Source organism: uncultured Parvimonas sp. (assembly GCF_963524015.1).
Classification (GTDB): domain Bacteria; phylum Bacillota; class Clostridia; order Tissierellales; family Peptoniphilaceae; genus Parvimonas.
In genome coordinates this window covers 14908-37397 of the sequence record NZ_CAURDT010000002.1, presented here as the reverse complement: position 1 = coordinate 37397, position 22490 = coordinate 14908, and the positions used below count along the sequence as shown (strand labels likewise).

Annotated in this window: 17 protein-coding genes; all 17 read left to right on the top strand. The window is 26.3% G+C overall.

Annotated features, from left to right (window positions below; genetic code table 11):
* Window position 1: 1 nt before the first annotated feature.
* Complete coding sequence (locus RWJ08_RS02995; protein WP_313961024.1) at window positions 2-523, top strand: chromate transporter; 522 nt, start codon at window positions 2-4, stop codon at window positions 521-523.
* Window positions 524-532: 9 nt separating this feature from the next.
* Window positions 533-1069 carry a chromate transporter gene (locus RWJ08_RS02990; RefSeq protein ID WP_009354661.1) on the top strand — a complete coding sequence of 179 codons (537 nt, stop codon included), beginning with the start codon at window positions 533-535 and terminating at the stop codon, window positions 1067-1069.
* A gap of 42 nt (window positions 1070-1111) precedes the next feature.
* Window positions 1112-1684, top strand: coding sequence for a signal peptidase I (gene lepB, locus RWJ08_RS02985; RefSeq protein ID WP_278554423.1), 573 nt, complete (start codon window positions 1112-1114; stop codon window positions 1682-1684).
* Between the two features lie 3 nt (window positions 1685-1687).
* Window positions 1688-3496, top strand: coding sequence for a translation elongation factor 4 (gene lepA, locus RWJ08_RS02980; RefSeq protein ID WP_313961023.1), 1809 nt, complete (start codon window positions 1688-1690; stop codon window positions 3494-3496).
* A 48-nt stretch (window positions 3497-3544) separates the two neighbouring features.
* The gene (gene hemW / locus RWJ08_RS02975) at window positions 3545-4684 is read left to right on the top strand and encodes a radical SAM family heme chaperone HemW (protein ID WP_313961022.1); all 1140 of its coding nucleotides are present in this window, start codon (window positions 3545-3547) and stop codon (window positions 4682-4684) included.
* Between the two features lie 4 nt (window positions 4685-4688).
* Entirely contained in the window at window positions 4689-5768 is a 1080-nt protein-coding gene (locus RWJ08_RS02970; RefSeq protein WP_313961021.1) for a hypothetical protein, read from the top strand.
* Between the two features lies 1 nt (window position 5769).
* A complete protein-coding gene (locus RWJ08_RS02965) occupies window positions 5770-6441 on the top strand; it encodes an HAD family phosphatase (protein ID WP_313961020.1) in 672 nt (223 codons plus the stop codon).
* Between the two features lie 87 nt (window positions 6442-6528).
* Window positions 6529-7461 (top strand): phosphate ABC transporter substrate-binding protein, encoded by a 933-nt coding sequence (locus RWJ08_RS02960; RefSeq protein WP_313961019.1) that lies wholly within the window; start codon window positions 6529-6531, stop codon window positions 7459-7461.
* Between the two features lie 82 nt (window positions 7462-7543).
* The gene (gene pstC / locus RWJ08_RS02955) at window positions 7544-8407 is read left to right on the top strand and encodes a phosphate ABC transporter permease subunit PstC (protein ID WP_281703521.1); all 864 of its coding nucleotides are present in this window, start codon (window positions 7544-7546) and stop codon (window positions 8405-8407) included.
* Window positions 8394-9251 (top strand): ABC transporter permease subunit, encoded by an 858-nt coding sequence (locus tag RWJ08_RS02950; RefSeq protein ID WP_313961018.1) that lies wholly within the window; start codon window positions 8394-8396, stop codon window positions 9249-9251. The genes pstC and RWJ08_RS02950 overlap by 14 nt, the downstream gene beginning before the upstream one ends.
* Window positions 9223-9885, top strand: a complete 663-nt coding sequence (locus tag RWJ08_RS02945) for an ATP-binding cassette domain-containing protein (RefSeq protein ID WP_313961017.1) — start codon at window positions 9223-9225, stop codon at window positions 9883-9885. Before RWJ08_RS02950 ends, RWJ08_RS02945 begins: the two co-directional genes overlap by 29 nt.
* A gap of 126 nt (window positions 9886-10011) precedes the next feature.
* Entirely contained in the window at window positions 10012-11751 is a 1740-nt protein-coding gene (locus RWJ08_RS02940) for an ABC transporter ATP-binding protein (protein WP_313961016.1), read from the top strand.
* Window positions 11741-13573 (top strand): ABC transporter ATP-binding protein, encoded by a 1833-nt coding sequence (locus RWJ08_RS02935; protein ID WP_313961015.1) that lies wholly within the window; start codon window positions 11741-11743, stop codon window positions 13571-13573. The genes RWJ08_RS02940 and RWJ08_RS02935 overlap by 11 nt, the downstream gene beginning before the upstream one ends.
* Before the next feature lie 149 nt (window positions 13574-13722).
* Complete coding sequence (locus RWJ08_RS02930) at window positions 13723-14622, top strand: hypothetical protein (RefSeq protein ID WP_313961014.1); 900 nt, start codon at window positions 13723-13725, stop codon at window positions 14620-14622.
* A 59-nt stretch (window positions 14623-14681) separates the two neighbouring features.
* Window positions 14682-14993, top strand: a complete 312-nt coding sequence (locus RWJ08_RS02925) for a hypothetical protein (protein ID WP_313961013.1) — start codon at window positions 14682-14684, stop codon at window positions 14991-14993.
* Between the two features lie 88 nt (window positions 14994-15081).
* Complete coding sequence (locus RWJ08_RS02920; protein WP_313961012.1) at window positions 15082-18540, top strand: PD-(D/E)XK nuclease family protein; 3459 nt, start codon at window positions 15082-15084, stop codon at window positions 18538-18540.
* Window positions 18540-22325 (top strand): helicase-exonuclease AddAB subunit AddA, encoded by a 3786-nt coding sequence (addA, locus tag RWJ08_RS02915; protein WP_313961011.1) that lies wholly within the window; start codon window positions 18540-18542, stop codon window positions 22323-22325. Before RWJ08_RS02920 ends, addA begins: the two co-directional genes overlap by 1 nt.
* Window positions 22326-22490: the final 165 nt, after the last annotated feature.

The window sequence follows — 22490 nt, the reverse complement described above, 5'->3', positions numbered from 1 at the left end:
AATGAGTTTAATTAGCTTGTTTTTAGTGTTTTTATTCATTGGAGCATATAATTTTGGTGGAGGATATGCAATGATTCCACTGATTATATCTATGGTTGTAGATAAATATGCTTGGATTGGAATGAATGACTTTATAAATTTTGTTACAATTTCACAAATAACACCAGGTCCAATTGCGATAAATCTTGCAACATTTGTAGGATATACTGTAGGTAACGGAGTTATTGGATCTATTATAACTACTATGGCAGTTGTTTTACCAAGTTTTATTTTAATTACTTTAATTGTTTTTTTTATGCAAAAATTTAAAGATAATGTACATATAAAGAACTTTTTTGTCGGGATTAGACCTGTCGTACTTGGATTGATTGCATCTAGTTGTGTGTCTGTTATTGATTCTGACTTTTATACTATATATTCGATAATTACTTTTGGAATAATATTTTACTTAACTACTTATAAAAATTTACATCCGATAATTGCAATTTTTTTAACTGGTATAATCGGAATGTGGATTATTTAGGAGGTAATTATGTTATTTCAATTATTTAAGACTTTTTTGTGGATAAGCACTCTGACGGTTGGTGGTGGAGCTGCGATGATTCCGGTTATAAATAAAGAAATTGTGGAAAAAAGGAAATATATGACTCAAGAAGAATTTTTAGATGCACTTGGAATAGCACAAAGTGTTCCAGGAGTTTTGGGTTGTAATATTAGTATTATTGTAGGATATAAGATAAAAGGTTTAGCAGGAGCTTTGGTTTGCTTATTTTGTTCAATTTTTCCTGCTTTTATATCAATTCTTATAATAGCAATGTTTTTTAAGGATATGAGTGCGAATTACTATGTCAGTAAATTTTTTATTGCAGTTAAACCAGCTTTAATAGCAGTGCTAGCTTCTGCTGTTGTAATACTTGGAAAAAAGACAAAGTTAAAGGCTGTTCACTATATTTTTAGTTTATTAGTTTTAATATTAGTTAGTTATTTTAAAATAAGTCCATTTCTAGTAATATTTTTAGGCGGATTTGGTTATGTTTTATATTGTAAGTTTTTGGTGGATAGACATTAATTAAAGATGATAAAATGATTCTATCTGAATTTGGAGGAAATTATGATTGATGATAGATATGATGAAGAAGAGAAAAATAGTCATGAACAGGAAGAAAAGAATTTTTGGAAAATTTTCTTTGATTATGCGAAAGTTATAATTCTTGCACTTTTAATAAGTTTTGGAATAAGAACTTTTGTTGTTACAAGCACTATTGTAGATGGAAGAAGTATGAATCCAACTGTAAATCACGGGGATAGACTTATGGTTAATAAAATATTTTTTATGAAGAAGAATATAACTCGTGGAGATATTATTGACTTTTATGTTCCTGATGCCAAAAAATACTATTTAAAGAGGGTTATTGCAGTTGAGGGCGATACTGTTGAAATAATTAATGATAGGGTTTATTTGAATGGAAAAATGTTGGAAGAGAACTATGTAAGCACGAATGTTACTAGTCCACATAATGATACTACAAAATGGGAAGTGCCAGAAGGTTATGTTTTCGTTTTGGGAGATAATAGATCAAATAGTAGAGATAGTAGAGATTTAGGAGTTGTTCCAAGATCTGACATTGTTGGGAAAATTGTATTTAGATACTATCCTTTTAATAATTTTGGAGGGTTAAAATAATTTATGAAAATAGAACAGAAGAATATTAGAAATTTTTCTATAATTGCACATATAGATCATGGGAAATCAACTCTTGCTGATAGATTAATAGAAAAAACAGGGATGATGACTAAAAGAAAAATGGAAGAACAGGTTTTAGATAGTATGGATCTTGAGAGAGAAAGAGGTATTACTATTAAGCTAAAGGCTGTAAAACTTTTCTACAAAGCAAAAGACGGAGAAACTTATGTTTTAAATCTTATTGACACTCCGGGACATGTTGACTTTACTTATGAAGTATCAAGAAGTCTTGCTGCTTGTGAGGGAGCTATTTTAGTTGTTGATGCAACTCAAGGTGTTGAAGCTCAGACACTTGGAAATGTATATTTGGCATTAGAACAAGATTTAGAAATTTTACCAGTTATAAATAAAATAGATTTACCGTCAGCTAGAATTGATGAAGTAAAAGATGAAATTGAAGAAATAACAGGCTTTGATACAGAGGGAATTCCTTTAGTTTCTGCAAAAGAGGGACTTAATATTGAAGATGTACTGGAAGATATTGTAAATAATGTACCTGCTCCAACTGGAGATGAAAATGCACCACTTAAAGCACTTATCTTTGATTCATATTATGATTCATACAAAGGTGTTGTTTCCTATGTTCGTGTAGTTGAAGGAACTTTAAAAGAGGGAATGACTATTTATATGATGGCAACTAAAGGAAAATTTGAAGTAACTGAAGTTGGTTATACTGCTTCAGGAAATGTTCAAACTGGAGAGCTAAAAGCTGGAGATGTAGGTTATGTAGTTGCAAGCATAAAGAATGTAAAAGATGCAAGAGTTGGGGATACTATTACAGATTTTGAAAATATGACTGACTCAGCTTTACCTGGATATAAAAAAGTTATTCCAATGGTTTATTGTGGAATTTATCCCGCAGAAGGGGAGGATTTTAACAGTGTAAGGGAAGCTTTAGAGAAACTTCAAGTAAATGATGCTTCTCTATCCTTTGAGCCTGAAAGCTCTGTTGCACTAGGATTTGGATTTAGATGTGGATTTTTGGGACTATTGCATATGGAAATTATTCAAGAAAGACTTGATAGAGAATTTGATTTGAATATAATTACAACAGCTCCATCTGTAATCTATAAAGTTGCTAAAAAAACAGGAGAAATACTTGAAATTCAAAACCCAAGCAATTTACCTAAAGAAACTGAAATAGAATATATGGAAGAACCTATTGTTGAGGCAAATATTATGACTCCAAAAGACTATGTTGGAACTATTATGGACTTATGTCAAAATAAAAGAGGTATTTTTGAGAATATGGAATATCTCGATCAACATAGAGTAAGTCTAAGATATATATTGCCGTTGAATGAAGTTATTTACGACTTTTTTGATGCATTAAAATCAAAAACAAAGGGTTATGCTTCACTTGATTACGAATTAAAAGGATATCAACGTTCAGATTTAGCTAAATTGGATATTTTAATCAACGGAGATTTAGTCGATGCCTTTTCAATAATTGTTCATCGTGAAAAATCTTATGACAGAGCGAGAAATATAGTTGAAAGACTGAAAGATGAAATACCTAGACATCAATTTGCTGTACCTATTCAAGCTTCAATCGGTTCAAAAGTAATTGCGAGAGAAACTGTAAGAGCATTGAGAAAGGATGTACTTGCAAAATGTTATGGTGGAGATATTTCAAGAAAGAGAAAATTACTCGAAAAACAAAAAGAAGGTAAGAAGAAAATGCAACAAATTGGTAGCGTAGAAGTACCTCAACAAGCATTTTTAGCTGTATTGAAATATGATGAAAAATAGATAAGAAAGCCTATTATAAGATAGGCTTTTTGCTTAATAGGAGAAAAAATGAAAAGATTGGGATTATATATTCACATTCCTTTTTGTGATAGAATATGTAATTATTGCGACTTTACAGCATTTCAAGGCGCAAATTCTAAAATTAAAGAGTATGTAGAAGCTTTAAAAAAAGAAATTGAATTAGAAGGAAATAAAAACTTTTTAATAGATTCTATTTTCATTGGAGGAGGAACTCCGAGTTTTATTGACGGAAAATATATATTTGAAATTTTAGAAAAAGTAAAGGAAAATTTTACAGTCCTTGATAATATTGAAATATCAATTGAAACAAATCCGAAAACTTTTGATAAGAAAAAATTGGAATACTATAAAAGTGCAAAAATAAATAGAGTATCAATAGGAGTACAAAGTTTTAATGATGTAATTTTAAAAGAACTTGGAAGAAATCACAATTCCAAAGAAGCCTTTGATAGTATTGAATTGGTAAAAAAATTTGACTTTGATATAAATTTAGATTTAATTTTTGGCTATCAAAGTCAAACAATAGAGGATATTTTGTATGACTTGGAAATGGTAAAAAATATAAATCCTGATCATATCTCTTATTATGCTTTGATTATTGAAGAAAAGACGAAATTTAAGGCATTACAAAATTCAGGAAAATTGGATTTTTTAGATGAAGAAACTGAAAGAAAAATGTATCATCTAATCGTAGAAAAATTAGAAGAAATTGTATTAAATCAATATGAAGTTTCAAATTTTGCTAAAGTCGGGAAAGAATCTGTTCATAATAAAAAGTATTGGAATTGTAAGGAATATTTGGGACTTGGGATTTCTGCTCATTCATATTTAAACGATGAAAGATTTTCTAATACAGTTAATCTTTCAAAATATATAAAAGAATTACAAAATGGAAATATTCCTGTAGACTTTAGAGAAAAATTGGATATGCCTACAAAAAAATTTGAATATATCATAATGAATATGCGTTTAAAAGAGGGGTTTTTGATTTCAGATTATAATAGACTTTTTGAGTCCAACTTTTTAGAAGAAAATAAAAAAGCTGTAAAAATAGGATTAGAAAATGATGTAGTCGAAATTAAAGATGATAGAATATATTTTACAAAAAGAGGTTTTGACATAATGGATAGCTTTTTTGTAAATTGTAATTTAAAGGAAACAAGGTGATAAAATGGTATTACTTAGAAAAAAATTAGAAAATATTAATTTAAAGTATGAAAAAATACTAAGAATTATTAATACCATATTTAATATTTTATGGGTTTTGGTATATTCAATTTATTTTATAATATCATTTTACTTATTGGATTTTCAATTATCCTATGTGCTTGATTTTTTACAAATTCTATTAGGATTTATTTTTATATTTAATAGTATGAATATGATTTATTTTATGTTAATTAGATATACTAAATTTAAACTTAGTTTTATAAATCCATTAAATATATTAGTAAAAATTTTAGCTTTTTTAAATATGAATTTACTATTATATATTTCTATTTTTAAATCTGAGTTTTTATTTTACAATCACTTTTTAACTTTATTTAATTATTCATATATTATATTTTTAAGTTTTGAGTTATTCTTTATCTTATATAATATTAATGATGTAAAATTTAAAATTAAGGATAATGAATTTCCAAAAAATAATGATGTAAATAAATGGTTTGACAACGAATATTTCGGTTATAGTTTACAACTTAAAGAGTTTCTTAATAGAGATGTAAAAGACTATATTAAGACGAATCACGATAATTTAAAATTTTTAGAAGAATTTATTTTTAGTAAATTTCCAACTGAAAATGATTTGATAAGAGAGAAATTTTTACTTGAAAAAAATAAAAATATTGATATAAATTCATTTGAGCTGATTTCAAAAGCTATAAATAAAGGGGTAACTATAGCAATAGCATTTATAATAAAAACAGGCTTAATATCTACTATTATCATTTCATCATTTATTTCTGCGGTTTTTGCAACTATAAGATTAATTTTGACATCCATAGCAGTTAAAATTTCGCTATTCATAGGAAAAAACAATATTACAAAAGCAGAAGATTTGAAAACATATCTAAAGGTAGGATTTTTAGTTTTTTTAATTATGATTTTAATATTGGCTTTGGATAATTTAAATCTTATTATTAAAAATTCAATAAAAAATAAAAAGAATAGAAAATACAAAGAAAACTATTTAAAGCTAGTAAGATATATATGTGATAATTATGATTGTTTAAAAAATAGAGGTAAATAATATGAAAGCTGTACTTTTTGATATGGACGGAGTCCTTATAGATTCAGAAATGTTTTACATGAAGGGAACTTATGATTGGATTTCTAAAAGGGGTTTTAAAGGAAAACTCGAAGATACTTTTAGACTGATTGGAACGAATATGGAAGGAACATATAATTTGCTGTATGAAATGCTCAATAAAAAATATACAATTTCTGAGATAGAAGAAGAAAATAGAAAGTATTTTTTAGAACATCCTATTGACTATAAAGCAATTCTAAAGCCTTTTGTAAAAGAAATTTTAGTATTTTTAAAAAAACATAAAATAAAAACTGCTGTTTGCTCATCAAGTCCTAAAAAGACAATTGAAAAGGCTCTAAAAGATTGTGAAATTTTAGAATACTTTGACTTCATAGTGAGTTCGGATGAAGTCAAAAAAAGCAAACCAAATCCGGATGTCTATCTAAAAGCCTGTAAAATTTTACAAGTTTCTAATGAAGGTGCCTTTGTAATAGAGGACTCAACAAGGGGAATAGAAGCAGGAAAAAATGCAAATATAAAAGTAATAGCAATAAAAGATAAATTCTTCGGACAAGATCAAACAAAAGCAGATTATATCTTTGAAGATTTGGGAGAAGTTTTAGAATTTTTTAAAGAAATGAATTTAACAAATTATAATAAGAATTCCTTATAAATAACTAATATCCATTAATAAAATCTATTTTACATTATATTTTCTTTGTTGTAAAATATATGCAGGTATTTATTTTAGGAGGATATTATGAAAAAATATTTAAAAAAATTAATGGCTCTTTTAGCAGTTTGTATTATGTTTACTGCTTGTTCAGGACAAAAACAAAATACTGATAAGAAAGAGGAAACAAATAAAACTGAAAGCAAGTCTGATACTGTTAATGCGCAAATTAGTTTTAGTGGTTCTTCAACTTTAGCTCCTGTAATCAATAAGATTGCTACAGATTTTATTGAAAAATATACAACTTGGGATAAGGTTGATTCTTCATTGCCAAAAGAAAATATAACTATTTTTGTTTCATCTGGTGGTTCAGGTGCAGGAGTTAAGGCTGTTCTTGATAAAGTTGCAAATTTTGGAATGCTTGCTCGTGATATTAAGGATTCAGAAAAAGAAAAGGTTAAGGATTTGGAATCTTATACTTTAGGTCTTGACGCTCTTTGTATTTGTGTTAATCCTGATAATAATATTTTAAAAGCTAAAAATGGAAATTTAACTAAAGAAGAAATCATAAAGATTTTTTCAGGAGAATATAAAACATGGAAACAAGTAGATCCATCTTTACCTGATGAAGAAATTGTAGTTGTAACTCGTGATTTAGGTGGTGGAGCTCATGAAGTTTTCCAAAAGAAAATAATGAAAGATGTTAAGGTTAGAGAAGATGCGATTCAAGCTCCTTCAATGGGTGCATTAGTTTCAAAAATTATTGAAAATAAAAATGCTATTGGATATGCATCATATGGTATTACTAATCAAAACCAAGGAAAGTTAATTCCTATGAAAGTTGATAATGTTGAACCAACTGAAGAAAATATTTTAAATAACAGTTACTATATTTCAAGACCTTTAATCATTATGAAGAGTGGAAAATTAACTGCAACTGAAAAAGTATTTGTTGATTTACTTCAATCAGAAGAAGGAAAGAAAGTTATAAAAAGTATGGGATTCATACCAAGCAAATAATATTGGACAACCTTATTGTTTTGCAATAAAATTTAGAAAATACTGAGGAATACTTTTTGTATTCCTCTTTTTTGGAGTAATTATGAAAAATAAAGTTTTTAAATACACAGTCTATATTTTTACATTATTTACAATTTTACTTTTGTTGACTCTAATAGTCTTTTTGTATAATCAGTCATTACCATTTTTTCTTAAAAATAATTTTCTAAAATTTATTTTTGGAAGAGTTTGGGATGCAACGGAAGTTTCAGGAAGTTTCGGAATTTTTAATATACTATTAGCAAGTGTATTTATATCTATTCTAGCTTGTATTATTTCACTTCCTATTGCTATTGGAACAGCGTTATATATATGTTTTTATACAAAAAATTCGAAAGTTTTTCTCATATGGCTTATAAATATCTTGGCAGGTATTCCGTCGATAATTTATGGTTTTTTTGGAATGATTATAATTGTAAAAAATATAGAAAGAATATTTAAGATTTCTGCTGGAGAAAGTGTTCTTGCAGGTAGTATTATCTTATCAATAATGATTTTACCTTATTTTGTTTCTAATCTTATTGAAACAATTGAACTTATTAAGAAAAAATATCAAAGAGATTCTGATGCTTTGGGAATAAGTAAAGAGTTTTTTATAAGAAAAGTAGTTTTAAAGAAATTGCATTTTTCAATTTTAACAGGCTTTATGATTTCATTCTCCAGAGCAATAGGGGAAACAATGGCAGTTATGATGGTTATTGGAAATGCACCGATTTTTCCAAAATTATTGTCAAAAGCACAGACTATTCCATCGCTTATTGCACTTGAAATAGGTATGAGTGAAGTCTATAGTGAACATTATTATGCACTTTTTGCAAGTGGATTTATACTTTTGATTTTAGTTTTAATCATTAATATTTTATTATTTGTTATCAACAGAAAGAGTAAAAGTTATGATAAGATTTAAAGATAATTTAATTAAACTTTTTGCATATATATCTATTTTTATAGTTATGACAGCAATTTTTTTGATATTTTCTTTTGTGTTTTTTAATGGAATTTCAGGAATAAATTTAAAATTTTTAATGGAAAATCCTAAAGGAATGCCACTTGGAGTAGATGGTGGTATAAGAAATGCGATAATAGGATCATTTTTGTTGATGATATTATCTATGATTTTTTCAACAGCTTTAGGTATTTGTTTTGCAATTTACAATAAAATATTTTGTAAATCAAAAATTATTAAAATGCTTTTGAGTTTTCTTATTCAATGTATTTCATCAATTCCTTCAATTATAATTGGACTTTTTGTCTATGGATTTTTTATAGTAACTTTAAATATTCCAAAGAGTTTATTTACAGCAAGTATAGCTCTTTCACTAATGGTTTTTCCTTTTGTAGAGTTAAATGTTGAAAAATTAATAGAGGAATTTGACAGACAAAGCATAAGAGACAGCTATGCTTTGGGAATTGATAAAATTTATATGTGTAGGAAGTTAATTTTACCTACTATATCTAATAAAATAGTTTCAATTTCAATTTTAGCGGGAAGTTATGCTGTAGGGGCAACCGCACCTTTGCTTTTGACTGGAGTTGTATTTATGGCAAAACCAAGTGGATTATTTAATCCTGTTATGGCTTTACCATTCCATTTGCATATGTTACTTAGTCAATCAGTTGCAACTGAAAAAGCATATGCGACAGCTATGGTTTTGATTGGACTTTTAATAATATTAAATTTATTATCTGAAATAATAATGAGAAATATCGGAGGTAAAATAGTTGAATATATTAGAAATAAAAAATCTTAGTATCTTCTACGAAGAAAAAAGTATTTTAGAAGATGTCAATTTAGATATAAAGGAAAACGAAATAATCTGTATAATGGGAAGTTCAGGCTCGGGAAAATCTACATTACTTTCTTGTTTAAACGGATTTTTAATAGAAAATGGTGGAAGTTATACTGGAGATGTATTCTTTAGAGGAGAAAATATTAAAAATATTAAACCAATTGAGTTAAAAAGAAAAATCTCTACACTTTTTCAAGACTCTAAACCTTTTGACTTTTCAATTGAAAAAAATATTACCTATGCAATGGAATTTTATGAGGGAAAAATCAAAAATAAAAAAGAAAAAGTTAAAAATTTATTGGAAAGTGTAAATTTATATGATGAAGTAAAAGATAATTTAAGTTTATCTCCTTCAAAATTATCAGGGGGGCAAAGGCAAAGACTTTGCATTGCTAGGATGCTTACAACTTGCCCAGAAGTTTTGATTTTTGATGAACCTTGTTCTTCTTTAGATGAAAAAAATTCCATAATAATTGAATCTCTTATAAAAGAACTTTCAAAAAAATATACTATAATAATTTCAACACATAATGAAAAACAAGCGAATAGACTTGCAGATAGAATAATTAGAATAGAAAATAAAAAATTAGTTTAAATGTTTAAAATCTCACTTTAGTTGGGTATATATTTAAAATGATATTTTTAATTCAAAAATTTATAAAACTTAAGTATTTTTATATTTAAGTTTTTTTCATTGGTACATATTATACGGAGGAAGTTTATGGTAAAAACATTGAGTAAAAGTATAAGAGAATATAAAAAAGATTCGATTATGTCTGTTATTTATATTGTCTTTGAAGTTATTATGGAATGTATAATTCCTTTTATTCTTGCAAATTTGGTAAATGGAATAAGATCGAATATTCCAATTGGAGATTTGTTTAAACAGGGTTTGATTCTTGTAGTTATGGCAATGCTTTCTTTAACTTTTGGAATTTTGGCAGGTAAAAAAAGTGCGGTTGCATCTGCAGGATTTGCTAGAAATTTAAGAAAAGATATTTTTGAAAAAGTTCAAGGATTTTCTTTTGAAAATATAGATTCTTTTTCTAATTCGTCATTGCTTACAAGACTTACAACTGATGTTACAAATGTTCAAAATGCTTATATGATGACAATTAGACTGGCTATTAGAAGTCCTTTTATGTTTGTTTTCTCATTTGTTATGTCATTTATTATGGGTGGAAAACTTGCATTTATTTTTGTTATAGTTGTTCCAATACTTTTAATTGGACTTGCATTTATTATTATAAAAGCGATGAAAATTTTCAAACAAATATTTTATAAATATGATGATATGAATAATACTATTCAAGAAAATATAAAGGCTATAAGACTTGTAAAATCACTAGTTCGCGAGGATTTTGAAATTAAGAAATTTGATAAAGTTGCAACTGAAGTAAAAGATAATTTTACTTTTGCAGAAAAAATAATATCATTGTATGCACCTTTAATGCAATTTTGTTTGTATGTAGATACTGTTTTGATTTTGTTTTTAGGTTCCTATGTTATAGTGGCTGGAATTAATCCAAGTTTTAATGTTGGACAGATGTCTGCACTTATGACTTACAGTTTTATGATTTTGAGCAGTCTAATGATGTTTTCAATGGTTCTTGTTATGTTAACAATGGCAATGGAATCTTCAAAGAGAATATCAGAAGTTTTAAATACAGAATCAACTATAACAGACGAAAAGTCATTGCATAAAGTATTAAATAGTGGAGAAATTGAATTTAAAAATGTCGTTTTTAGATATTCAGAGGACGCAAAAGAAAATGTAATTAATGATGTTTCATTTAAAATTCCTTCTGGAAGTACAGTTGGAATAATAGGAGCTACCGGTTCTGGAAAGAGTACATTAGTTCAATTAATTCCAAGACTTTACAATATAAACTCTGGAGAAATTTTAATTGATAATATTAATATCGAAAATATTGATATTGAATTATTAAGAGAAGAAGTAGGTATGGTTCTTCAAAAAAATACATTATTCTCCGGAACAATTCGAGAAAATTTAAAATGGGGTAATAAAAATGCAACTGATGAAGACCTTGATTTAGTTTGTAATATTGCCCAAGCAAGTGAAATTTTAAATAAAATGCCTAATGGCTACGATGAGTATATTGAGCAAGGTGGAGCAAATCTATCAGGTGGTCAAAAACAAAGACTTTGTATTGCAAGAGCATTACTTAAGAAACCAAAAATTTTAATTTTTGACGACTCCACTTCAGCTGTTGATACAAAAACAGATGAATTGATAAGAAGAGGTTTACAATCCTATATGCCTGAAACTACAAAAATTATAATCGCTCAAAGAATATTATCCGTACAAAATGCAGATATAATTTTGGTAATTGAAAAGGGCAAAGTAGTTGCTAGTGGAAATCATGAAACTCTAGTAAGACAAGAGGGATTATATCGTGATTTATATTTAACACAAGGAGGAGTTGTAGATGAAAAATAGTAAAAAATCAATTTTATTCAGAGTAATAAAAGAAGTATTTACAGCTTATCCTGTACTTTTTCCTTTAGTTTTAGTTGGAATAGTATTTACTGCTGTGGTTAGCTCAATTCCAAGTTTATTTATACAAAGAATTGTAAGTTTACTTGAAGCTAGAGATCCTTCGGTTTCATGGTCTGTTTTTTCAAAAGAAATGATTACTTTAATCTTGATATTAATTGGAGTAGATATACTTTCTTTGATACTAACAGCCATATATAATCTTGCAATGGCTACTATAACACAAGGAACTCTTTATCATATGAGAAAAAAGATGTTTGTAAAAATGCAAACTCTTCCTTTAAAGTATTTTGATACTGAAGGTCATGGCGATATAATGAGTTATTATACAAATGATGTTGACGCTTTAAGACAGATGATTTCACAAAGTTTACCGAATGTCTTGGCATCATTAGTTGTTGTTGTAACAGTTTTTGGCATAATGTTATATTTTAGTTTCTGGATGACACTTACCGTTCTACTAGGTGTTGTTGCCATGTATTTTGTAACAAAGTATGTTGGTAAACATTCAAGAAAATACTTCATTGAGCAACAAAAATCATTGGGAAAAACTGAAGGTTACTTAGAAGAAATGATTTATGGTCAAAAAGTAGTTAAAGTTTTTAATTATGAAGATGAGTCAATGAAAAAATTTAATGAAGTAAATGATAAATTATTTGATGATTCTCAAAAAGCAAACTCTTATGCTAATATACTTGGACCTATTTTAAATAATATTGGAAATATTCTATATGTTGTCGTAGCCATAGTAGGAGGACTTTTAATATACTTTAATGTATATAATTTAAGTTTTTCAGGAATGGCAATTAGTATAAGTATAGTTGTTCCATTTTTAAATATGACAAAGCAATTTTCAGGAAATATCAACCAAGTTTCAATGCAATTAAATTCAATTATTATGGGTTTAGCTGGTGTTGAAAGAGTTTTTGCTCTTATTGACCAAGAGCCTGAAGTAGATGAAGGTAAAGTTGAAATAGAAAAAGAAAATGATAAATATGAATTTGTAAAAGAAAATGGAGAAAAGGTAGAAGTTTTAGGTAATATTGATATAAAAAATATTGTTTTCGGCTATAATGAGGAAAAAACAGTTTTAAAAAATATAAATATTACTGCAAAACAAGGAGAAAAAATCGCACTTGTTGGGGCTACTGGAAGTGGTAAAACAACAATTGCCAATCTTATAAACAGATTTTATGATGTAAATTGTGGAGAAATTTTATTTGACGGAATAAATGTAAATTCAATAAAAAAAGCTGACCTTAGAAAAAATGTAGGTGTTGTTTTACAAGAAACAAATCTATTTACGGGAACAGTTTTAGAAAATCTTAGATACGGGCATTTAGAAGCTACAAGAGAAGAATGTATCGAGGCTTGTAAGAAAACAGGTGCTCACGAATTTATAATAAAACTTCCTGAACAATATGATACAGTATTAAGAAGTGGTGGAGAAAATTTATCTCAAGGTCAAAGACAGTTGCTTGGAATTTCAAGAGCATTACTTGAAAATAAACCTGTTCTTATTCTTGATGAAGCTACTTCTTCAATAGATACAAAAACAGAAAATGTCGTTCAAAAAGCTATGTATGTTTTAATGGAAGGTAGAACTGTATTTATAATTGCTCATAGACTTTCTACAATTTCAAACTCTGATAGAATAATTGTTCTGGATAATGGAGAAATTTTAGAAATGGGAACTCACGATGAGTTGATTGAAAAACAAGGAAGATACTATCAATTATATACAGGAAAATTTGAATTGGATTAATAAAGTTAAAAATCAAAGTCTGTAATTTGACTTTGATTTTTTTGTGTTATATAATGGTATTATACATTACCAATATAGAGTATAGAAATTTTATACTTTATATTCTGCAAAACATATAATAAATAATTCAAAGATGGGAATTGATATTTATGAAAAAGAATAATTTAAGTTTAGATTTTAGCCTAGAAAATAGAATATATCATAAGAGTTTTAAAAAAATTATTAAAATAATATTGATATATTTAATTTTTAAGCTTATATTAAGTCTATATTTTATGTATAATGTTCATATGTTCAAACAAGAATTTTTGTATGGTAAAAAATTAGTATTTATGGTTGATGAAATAGGTTACGATATAGATACTATTGAAGAAAAAAAAGAAATTATTGACCTGATAACTGATTTTTCTAATAAAAGTGAAAGAATTTATTTTGCACCTTATAAATGCTTACCTAGAGTAGAAATTTATACAGATAGTTATTATGTAAATGCTTATGAATGCTATGATTATTATTTTAGATTTATGTTAAAGGATTTTTCTGTTGGAGGAAGGTATTTAAAAGAAGAGTCTTTAAATAAGTTATTTGAAAAATATGGGAAAAAAGATTTTTTTGCTCTTGAGGGTGAGTTTTCAAATATTTCAGATGTTTATAAACAAATAAGGGAAAATAATAGAAGTTTTGATATCAATTCATATATAGAAGATAAAGAAGATGTTGACGGAAAAACAATTTACCATTTATATAAAAAATATAAAGGTGCAAAATTATTAGATGGTTACGAAATAGTCGTTAAAGATAATAGATTTAAAGTTACAAAAGTTGAGAACAAAAAGTTTGATATAAATGCTGATAATGTTTTTTCAAAATTTAAAATAGATGAATATTTAAAGTATAGAGAAAATAAAACTGGAGAAAAATTAAAATTAATTAAAACTGAATTTATTCATCAAGATGGTAAATTTTATAATCGTTATGAAGTAGAAGTTTCTTTTGATGGGAAAAAATCTATAATTTTTCTATATGAAGAAAAATATGTAGGAAAATAATATTGTAAAGATAAAAATATTTATTATATTCAATTAAAAAAATTTAAAGGAGACAAACTATGAAAAACAAACCCTTTAAGTTGTTATTAATATTATTTTTGTTTTTAGTTTCAATACTTGCTTATAATCATTTTAAAGTTGAAGTAGATGAAGAAATTTTAAAAACAGAATCTGTAATATTAGAAAAAGAAAAGACTATTAAAGAATATGTAGATAATGCTAATAAAGATGTAAAAGATAAAAAAATGGTAGTAGTTGCTCATAAAAAAGTTAAGGATACAAATGGGAAAGTATATACTAGATATGATTTGCAAATTGAAAATGAAGATGGATCAAAATCAAAAATTTTTTCAGTTTATAGAAAAGAATAGTTTACAAAGAGTTACTTAAGTGGTAACTCTTTTTTGTTATATCAAAATATGATAAAATAATCATATCAGATTGAAAGAGGTAATTATTGTGGCAGTTGGATTTATAACAGGAAGATTTGGAGCGGATAGGACGGATAAGATTTTAGATCTTTGTTTTGAAGAGGCTAAAAGAGAAGATAAAAAGCCTATCTATATTTTAGTCCCGGAAAAATTTACATATGAAATGGAAAAAAGATTAAGTGAAAAGCTTGAAGATGAAAAAAATATTGATCCTAATTTTAGAATTAGAGTTGTAAGTTTTTCAACTTTAAGTAAAATTGTTTTTACCAATGTCGGTGGACTTAAGGAGAGAAGACTTACAACAAGTGCTAGAAGTCTTTTGACTTTTAAAGCTATGGATATGGTTTCAAAGGATTTGATTACTTTTAAGTCCGATGATTTTAAAATGGGTTTTGTAAACAATATTATGGATATGATAATAGAGTTTAAACAAAATGATTTTTCAGTTTCAGATGTTTTTTCACTTACAGAAAATGTTAAAAATGAGTCTTTGAAATTTAAAATGCAAGATTTATATAATATTTATAAATCTTATGAAAATTTGATTGATAAAAAATACTCTGATACTGAAGATACTTTGAATATTTTTGCCGAAAAACTTGATGATTTTGAAAGTATCAAAGGAGCAACTATTTTTGTTGACGAATATATGGACTTTACACCTGCTCAATACTTGGTAATTGAAAAGTTAATCTATTTTTCAAAAAATATTTATTTTTCTCTTTTAACTGATTTTAAAAATTTACATTCAAAAATGAATATGTTTTTAAGAAGTAATTCAACAATCTTGAATATTAAAAATATTTGTGAAAAGTATAATATTCCATTGCTTGAAAATATTTCACTTTCAAATGAAAGCTACTATAATTATAAAGATTTATCGTTTTTGGAAAAAAATATTGGTACTTTTTCTCCAAAACCATATTCTAAAGATTCTGAAAATATTAGACTTTTAAAATTTAAAAATATATATGATGAAGTTTCTTTTGTTGCAGAGGAAATTTCAAAATTAGTTAAAACTAAAGGCTATAGATATAATGATGTAACTCTATGTATGAGAAGTTTAGACGAATATTCTTATATTATTGAAAGAGTTTTTGACGATTACAATATTGATTATTTCTTGGACGAAAAGATTTCAATTATGGAAAATCCAATTATTATTTTAATTTTATCCATTTTGGATATGAAGGATAAAAATTATTCCTATGATTCTGTTTTTAGATATTTGAAGAGCGGACTTACAGGGATTCCGGATGAGGATATTTTCCTTTTGGAAAATTATGTAATTGCAAATGGTATAAAAGGTAATCGCTGGTTTGACGAATCTTGGAACAAGTCCATCGTCCATAGTGTTGAGGAAGAAAGTGATGATGAAAAACTTGTAAAGATAAATGAGATAAAGAATATTGTAATATATCCTATTAAAAACTTGCATGAAAAGTTAAAAGGGAGAAATACCGTAAAGGATATTTGTAAATGTTTATATGAATTCACTTTGGAAATTGGACTTTTTGATAGAATAAACAATCTTGTAATGAATTTCCAAAATGAAGGAAATTTATATAAGGCGAAAGAGTATTCTCAAGTTTGGGGAAGTTTTACAGCAGTTTTGGATGAAATGGTTGAATTTATGGGAGAGGAGAAGATTGCCTACTCAAAATTTATAAATTTAATTAAGACTGAACTTGAAAATATTGAGCTTGGAATTGTTCCACCTTCAAAGGATGAAGTCTTTATTACAACTGTTGACAGGATGAAAAAACCTTCTACAAAAATAGCTTTTGTATTGGGAGTTAATGATGGAAACTTCCCGAAAAACATAGTGGATAATGACTTAATCAGTGAAAATGAAAAAGAAAGTTTAAAAACTATGGGCTTTAATTTTTCAAATAACAATTTACTAAAAACTACTGATGAACAATTTTTGAGTTATAAGACTTTCAGCATTGCAAAAGAAAAATTGTATATAACTTTTCCAATTTCAGATTTAGAGGGAAAGAGCCTTTTAGTTTCAAGATTTGTGAAAAAAATTAAATTCATTTTTGGAAATTTGGAAGTTGTAAGTATAGATTATTTAAAAGATTTTTCTATTATGGATATTTTTGAAACTTTTTCTAAAGAGAGATTGTATCAAATTTTAGTTTCCAATATTGAGGCTTTAAATTCAAATAAATTGAGTGAAAATGACAAATTCAATTTTAGAGAAATAATTGATTTCTTGATAGAAGATAAAGATTATAAATACAAAATTGAAATTTTAAAGGATAAATTGAACTACAAAAAAGAAACAGAAAATATAAAAGATTATACATCATTTCTTTATGAAAGTGGAAATGTAAGTATTTCAAAATTAGAGAACTTTATGCGTTGTCCTTTTTCATATTTTATAAATTATGGACTTAGAGCAAAGGAAAGAGAAGTTTATGACTTTTCTACTGCAGATTATGGAACATATTGCCATAAGATTTTTGACGACTTTTTTAAGGGAGTTTTTGAAAATAATATTGATTGGAATACAATTGATAGAGAATTTATCCAAATGGAAGTAGAAAAATTAACGAAAAAAATGTCTGAAAAGTCTAATTTTATTCTTGAAAGCTCTCCAAAATATAAGTATTTTTCAAGTATTACACAAAAAAATATTGTTGAAAGCATAGAAATTATGGCTGAACAAGTAAGACGAGGAAATTTTATTCCAACAGGTTTTGAAACAGAATTTGGAGATAAGTCAATAAAACCTATTACCTATACTTTAAAGAATGGGAAAGAAATTAAATTAGTTGGTAAAATTGACAGAATTGATATTTTTAAAGGAGAAAATTTTGACTTTTTAAGAATTATTGATTATAAGTCTTCAAAAAGAGATATTGACTTAAATCAAGTTTATGCAGGTCTTCAGCTACAACTTTTTGTCTATATGAATACAATTTTATCTTCAAACAAAGAAAGATATAAACCTGCAGGATTATTTTATAGTGATTTCAATACAAATTTAGTTGGATTTGAAACTTATTCCAAAATGCTTGATATGAATGATGAAAGTTTTCATAGTGAAAAACTTAAGAAAAATAAACTTACAGGTTTTGTTATAAAGGATATGGAACTTTTGAAGAATTTGGATAGGACTTTGGATGCGGATAATTTGACTTCTGAAATACTGCCTATTAAATTAAAGTCAAAAGGTCAAGAAATCGGAGCAAGTACATTGGGCTTAACTACTGATGAATTTGAAATTGTAAATGAATTTGTTTTAAATAAGACTAAGGATATCTGTGAAGAAATTTATGCAGGGAATATTGATATAAAACCTTTCAGATATAAAAATAAAAAGCCTTGTGATTATTGTAAATATAAATCCATTTGCAGATTTGATATTAAGCATAATAAATATAATAATATTAAGAACTTATTGACTAAAGATAAACCAAATGAGGTTTTTGAAAAAATGAATTCAGAAAATAAAGAGAAAAGAGGTGAGAAATAGTGAGTGAAGTAAAGTGGACTAAAGAGCAAAGACAGGTAATTGAAAGTAGAAATACAAATTTACTTGTGTCTGCGGCAGCAGGTTCTGGGAAAACAGCTGTACTTATCGAAAGAATTATAGAGCTCGTTTTAGATGAAAAAAATCCAATTGATATCAACAAACTACTTGTTGTAACATTTACAAAATTGGCTGCATCTGAAATGAGAGAAAGAGTAAGTAAGGCCATTGAAAAAAAACTTGAAGAAAATCCGGAAAATGAACATCTTCAAAAACAATTACTGCTCCTTAGCGGTGCTGACATCACAACTATTGACTCTTTTTGTAAAGATGTTTTGATATCTTATGCTCATTTGGTAAATTTGGATAGCAATATAAAAGTTATAGATCCAAGTGAAAATGAAGTTTTAGCCAAAGAAGTTATGGAAGAATTATTTGAAGAGCTTTATGAAAATAATGATGAGAGCTTTTTGAGACTAGTTGACTGGTATGCTAAGAAAAATACTGATGAAGGACTTTTACAACTTTTATTGAATGTAAATAATTTTGTAAATTCACATCCTTTTCCGAATATTTGGCTAAATGAAAAGGCAGAATTTTTTAATACGAGTACAAAGGATGATGATTTTTATTTAGAAAATTACATCTTGGATATTGCAAAAGATGTAGATATGGATTTGGAATTTTTTGAACTTAGTATTAAAAATAATTTGAAAAAAATAGAAAATTATCCTGAACTTGAAAAATATATAGATATGTATAATAATTTGTTAGATGCTTTGTCTGTCGTAAAGGAAAAATTAAAGAAATTTTTAAAAGATAATACGAAGTTTGATGAGCTTAAAATATCAACTAATGAATTTTTAAATTCGAACTTTGTAAGTTTTAAAATTTCAAAATGTGATGAAGAAGTAAAAGAGATATACAATAAAGTTAAAAAAGAATTGGATAGTATAAAGTCGGAAATTTCAGAATCACTTAAAACTTTAAATTTAGATATAGAAAATATTAAAAGAGAAAGTGATTTAATCTATCCTTATGTTCGTTCAATTTCTGATGTTGTAATTAAATTTAAGGAAAAGTTTTGGGAGAGAAAACAAAAATTTAATTATGTAGATTTTGCCGATATTGAACATTTGGCATTAGAGATACTTGTAGATATTGATGAAGATGGAAATATTATACCGTCTAAAACAGCTTTAGAATATCAAGAAAAATATTCTGAAGTTTTTATTGACGAATATCAAGACAGTAACCTTGTTCAAGAAATTCTTTTATCAGCAGTTGCAAAAGATAATAACAGATTTATGGTTGGAGATGTTAAACAGAGTATTTATAGATTTAGGCAGGCTGACCCAAGTATTTTTATGGAAAAATATGAAAATTATTATAGAGTTGAGGATGATATTGACAGTTTTAATAATAAGATAATGCTCTATGCGAATTTTAGAAGTAGAAAAGAAATTCTTGAGGGAACAAATTTAATTTTTTCAAAAATAATGAAAAAAGAAACAGGAGAACTTGATTATACTGTCGACGAAAGATTAAACCCTATGGCAAGTTTTAAAGAAAGTGATGAAAATGTCGGTGGTGCAGTTGAAATTATTTTAGTTGATGAAAAATCTGATGATGAGGACGAAGACGAGATAATTTTAACTGATGAATATTCAGAAGACTTTGAGGAGATGAAATCTTTTAAACTTGAATGTATAAAAATTGCAAATACAATCTACAATATGATGAACAATAAAGAAAATCCTTTTAAGGTTTATGATAAAAATTTGGATGATTATAGGAAAGTTGATTACAAAGATATTGTTATTTTGATGCGTTCTCCAAGCAGTAATACAAAAATTTTAGAAGAAGTATTTTTAGAATATAATATTCCAATATATGCAGAGAGTACGGGTGGATATTTTGAAACTTTTGAAGTTGATACAATAATTAATTTGCTTAAAATTATAGATAATCCTATGCAGGATATTCCTTTAATTTCAGTGATGTACTCTCCAATTTATAATTTTACATCAAAAGAATTGAGCGAAATAAGACTTGTAGATAGAGAACTTAAATTTTATGAGCTTTTAATAAAAATATTAGAAGATAAAGACATCGAAATTAGAGTGAGTTTAAAGGAAAAAATTTCAAAATTTATTTCTGATTTAAAATTATTTATAGAAAAAAAATCTTTAGTTTCAGCCGATGAATTAATATGGTTTTTATATAAATATACAGGATATTATAATTATGTTGGACTTTTGGATATGGGAGAGCAGAGAAAAACAAATCTGATGTTACTTTTCGAAAAGGCGAAAAATTATGAAAAAAATTCTTATAAGGGATTGTTTAATTTTGTAAATTATATTCAAAAAATCAGTTTAAAAAGTGATGTTTCAGAGGCGAAATTAATTTCTGAAGATGCGAATGTAGTTAGAATTATGAGTATTCATAAGAGCAAGGGCTTGGAATTTCCTATTGTATTTCTCGCAAATACGAATAAAAAATTTAATTTCAGAGCTGACGACAGCAATTTAGTTTTACATCAAAAACTTGGTTTTGGTGCAGTTGTTTATGATATGGATAAAAAAACTTCATTCAACAGCATTATGAAGAAAAAAATTGAAAAATTCAAGAAAAATGAACAAATTGCAGAGGAAATGAGACTCCTTTATGTTGCAATGACAAGAGCAAAAGAAAAACTTATAATAACCGGAAGAGTAAAAGATTATGAGAATTTAAAAGAAGAAATAAGCTCTGGAATTGATGAGAGAGGAAATATAAGTAATTATAAAATTCTAAAAATAAATAATTATCTTGATTGGATATTAAGCTCTATTGATAATCTTATTGTTTATGGAAAGAGTTTGAATTGTCTGGGAAGAGAAGAAAACTTTTTAGGAAATGAAGACTTGAAATTTCAATTAAATGTAAATACTAAAAAATACGAATTTATAGAGTATCAAAGAATTAAAGAAGAAGTTAAAACAAATAAAATTATTTCAGACAATAACTCTTTAGAAATTAAAAATGAAATGCGAACTGTTAAACAATTTTTGGAAGATAGATTTAACAAAGAATATATTTATAAAAATGTTTTAAACAAGCCATCAAGCATTACTGTTTCTGAAATTAAAAAGATGATTCAGGAAGAAGATGAGGAAAAACATCAAAAATATTATAAAGAAAATTTTGTTTTAAAAACTCCGTCATTTATTCATCAAGGTGAGGAAAAAGTCGGTTTTAATTCTGCAGAAAAAGGAACTATTTTCCATTTGGCTATGCAACTTTTAGACTTTTCAAAATTTGATACAGAAGATGTTTCAAAAATAAGAGAAGAAGTAAAGTTGCAAATAAATTCATTCGTTGAAAAAAATATTATGAGCTTGGACGAAGCAGAAACGATAAAAATAAATTGGATAGTAAAATTTATTCAGTCTGATATTTTTAAGGAAATTTATATTGCAAATAAATCTGAAAAATTATTTAAAGAAAAAGCCATTGACTATAATATAAAATTGAAAAATCTATTTAAAGATGAAAATATTGAAGAAGACGAAAAAATTATGGTAGTTGGAATAATTGACCTTTTCTTTGAAAATGAAAATGGAGAAATAATTTTATTGGATTATAAGACGGATTATGTAACAAAAGAAAATCTTGAAGAAGTAAAGGCAAGATATAAAGTCCAATTGGATTTATATAAATCTGCAATTGAAGATATTTCTGACAAAAAAGTCACTAAAAAGGGATTATATCTATTTGAAATAAATGAATTTGTTGAAATTTAGGAAAAATCAAAGTCAAAACTTGACTTTGATTTTTTAATGAGATAAAATATGATTATATATGAGAAATATGTAAAATTATATTAAATTCAGGAAAATGAATTATATAATTGAGAAAAAAATTATAATATTTTACTTAAATATAATTATATGAAAATAATATAATAG

What these genes read in the sequence shown, in the direction of transcription:
- RWJ08_RS02995 (WP_313961024.1), top strand. Translation starts at nt 2, where the DNA reads ATGAGTTTAATTAGCTTGTTTTTAGTGTTTTTATTCATTGGAGCATAT.
- RWJ08_RS02990 (WP_009354661.1), top strand. Translation starts at nt 533, where the DNA reads ATGTTATTTCAATTATTTAAGACTTTTTTGTGGATAAGCACTCTGACG.
- lepB (WP_278554423.1), top strand. Translation starts at nt 1,112, where the DNA reads ATGATTGATGATAGATATGATGAAGAAGAGAAAAATAGTCATGAACAG.
- lepA (WP_313961023.1), top strand. Translation starts at nt 1,688, where the DNA reads ATGAAAATAGAACAGAAGAATATTAGAAATTTTTCTATAATTGCACAT.
- hemW (WP_313961022.1), top strand. Translation starts at nt 3,545, where the DNA reads ATGAAAAGATTGGGATTATATATTCACATTCCTTTTTGTGATAGAATA.
- RWJ08_RS02970 (WP_313961021.1), top strand. Translation starts at nt 4,689, where the DNA reads ATGGTATTACTTAGAAAAAAATTAGAAAATATTAATTTAAAGTATGAA.
- RWJ08_RS02965 (WP_313961020.1), top strand. Translation starts at nt 5,770, where the DNA reads ATGAAAGCTGTACTTTTTGATATGGACGGAGTCCTTATAGATTCAGAA.
- RWJ08_RS02960 (WP_313961019.1), top strand. Translation starts at nt 6,529, where the DNA reads ATGAAAAAATATTTAAAAAAATTAATGGCTCTTTTAGCAGTTTGTATT.
- pstC (WP_281703521.1), top strand. Translation starts at nt 7,544, where the DNA reads ATGAAAAATAAAGTTTTTAAATACACAGTCTATATTTTTACATTATTT.
- RWJ08_RS02950 (WP_313961018.1), top strand. Translation starts at nt 8,394, where the DNA reads ATGATAAGATTTAAAGATAATTTAATTAAACTTTTTGCATATATATCT.
- RWJ08_RS02940 (WP_313961016.1), top strand. Translation starts at nt 10,012, where the DNA reads ATGGTAAAAACATTGAGTAAAAGTATAAGAGAATATAAAAAAGATTCG.
- RWJ08_RS02935 (WP_313961015.1), top strand. Translation starts at nt 11,741, where the DNA reads ATGAAAAATAGTAAAAAATCAATTTTATTCAGAGTAATAAAAGAAGTA.
- RWJ08_RS02930 (WP_313961014.1), top strand. Translation starts at nt 13,723, where the DNA reads ATGAAAAAGAATAATTTAAGTTTAGATTTTAGCCTAGAAAATAGAATA.
- RWJ08_RS02925 (WP_313961013.1), top strand. Translation starts at nt 14,682, where the DNA reads ATGAAAAACAAACCCTTTAAGTTGTTATTAATATTATTTTTGTTTTTA.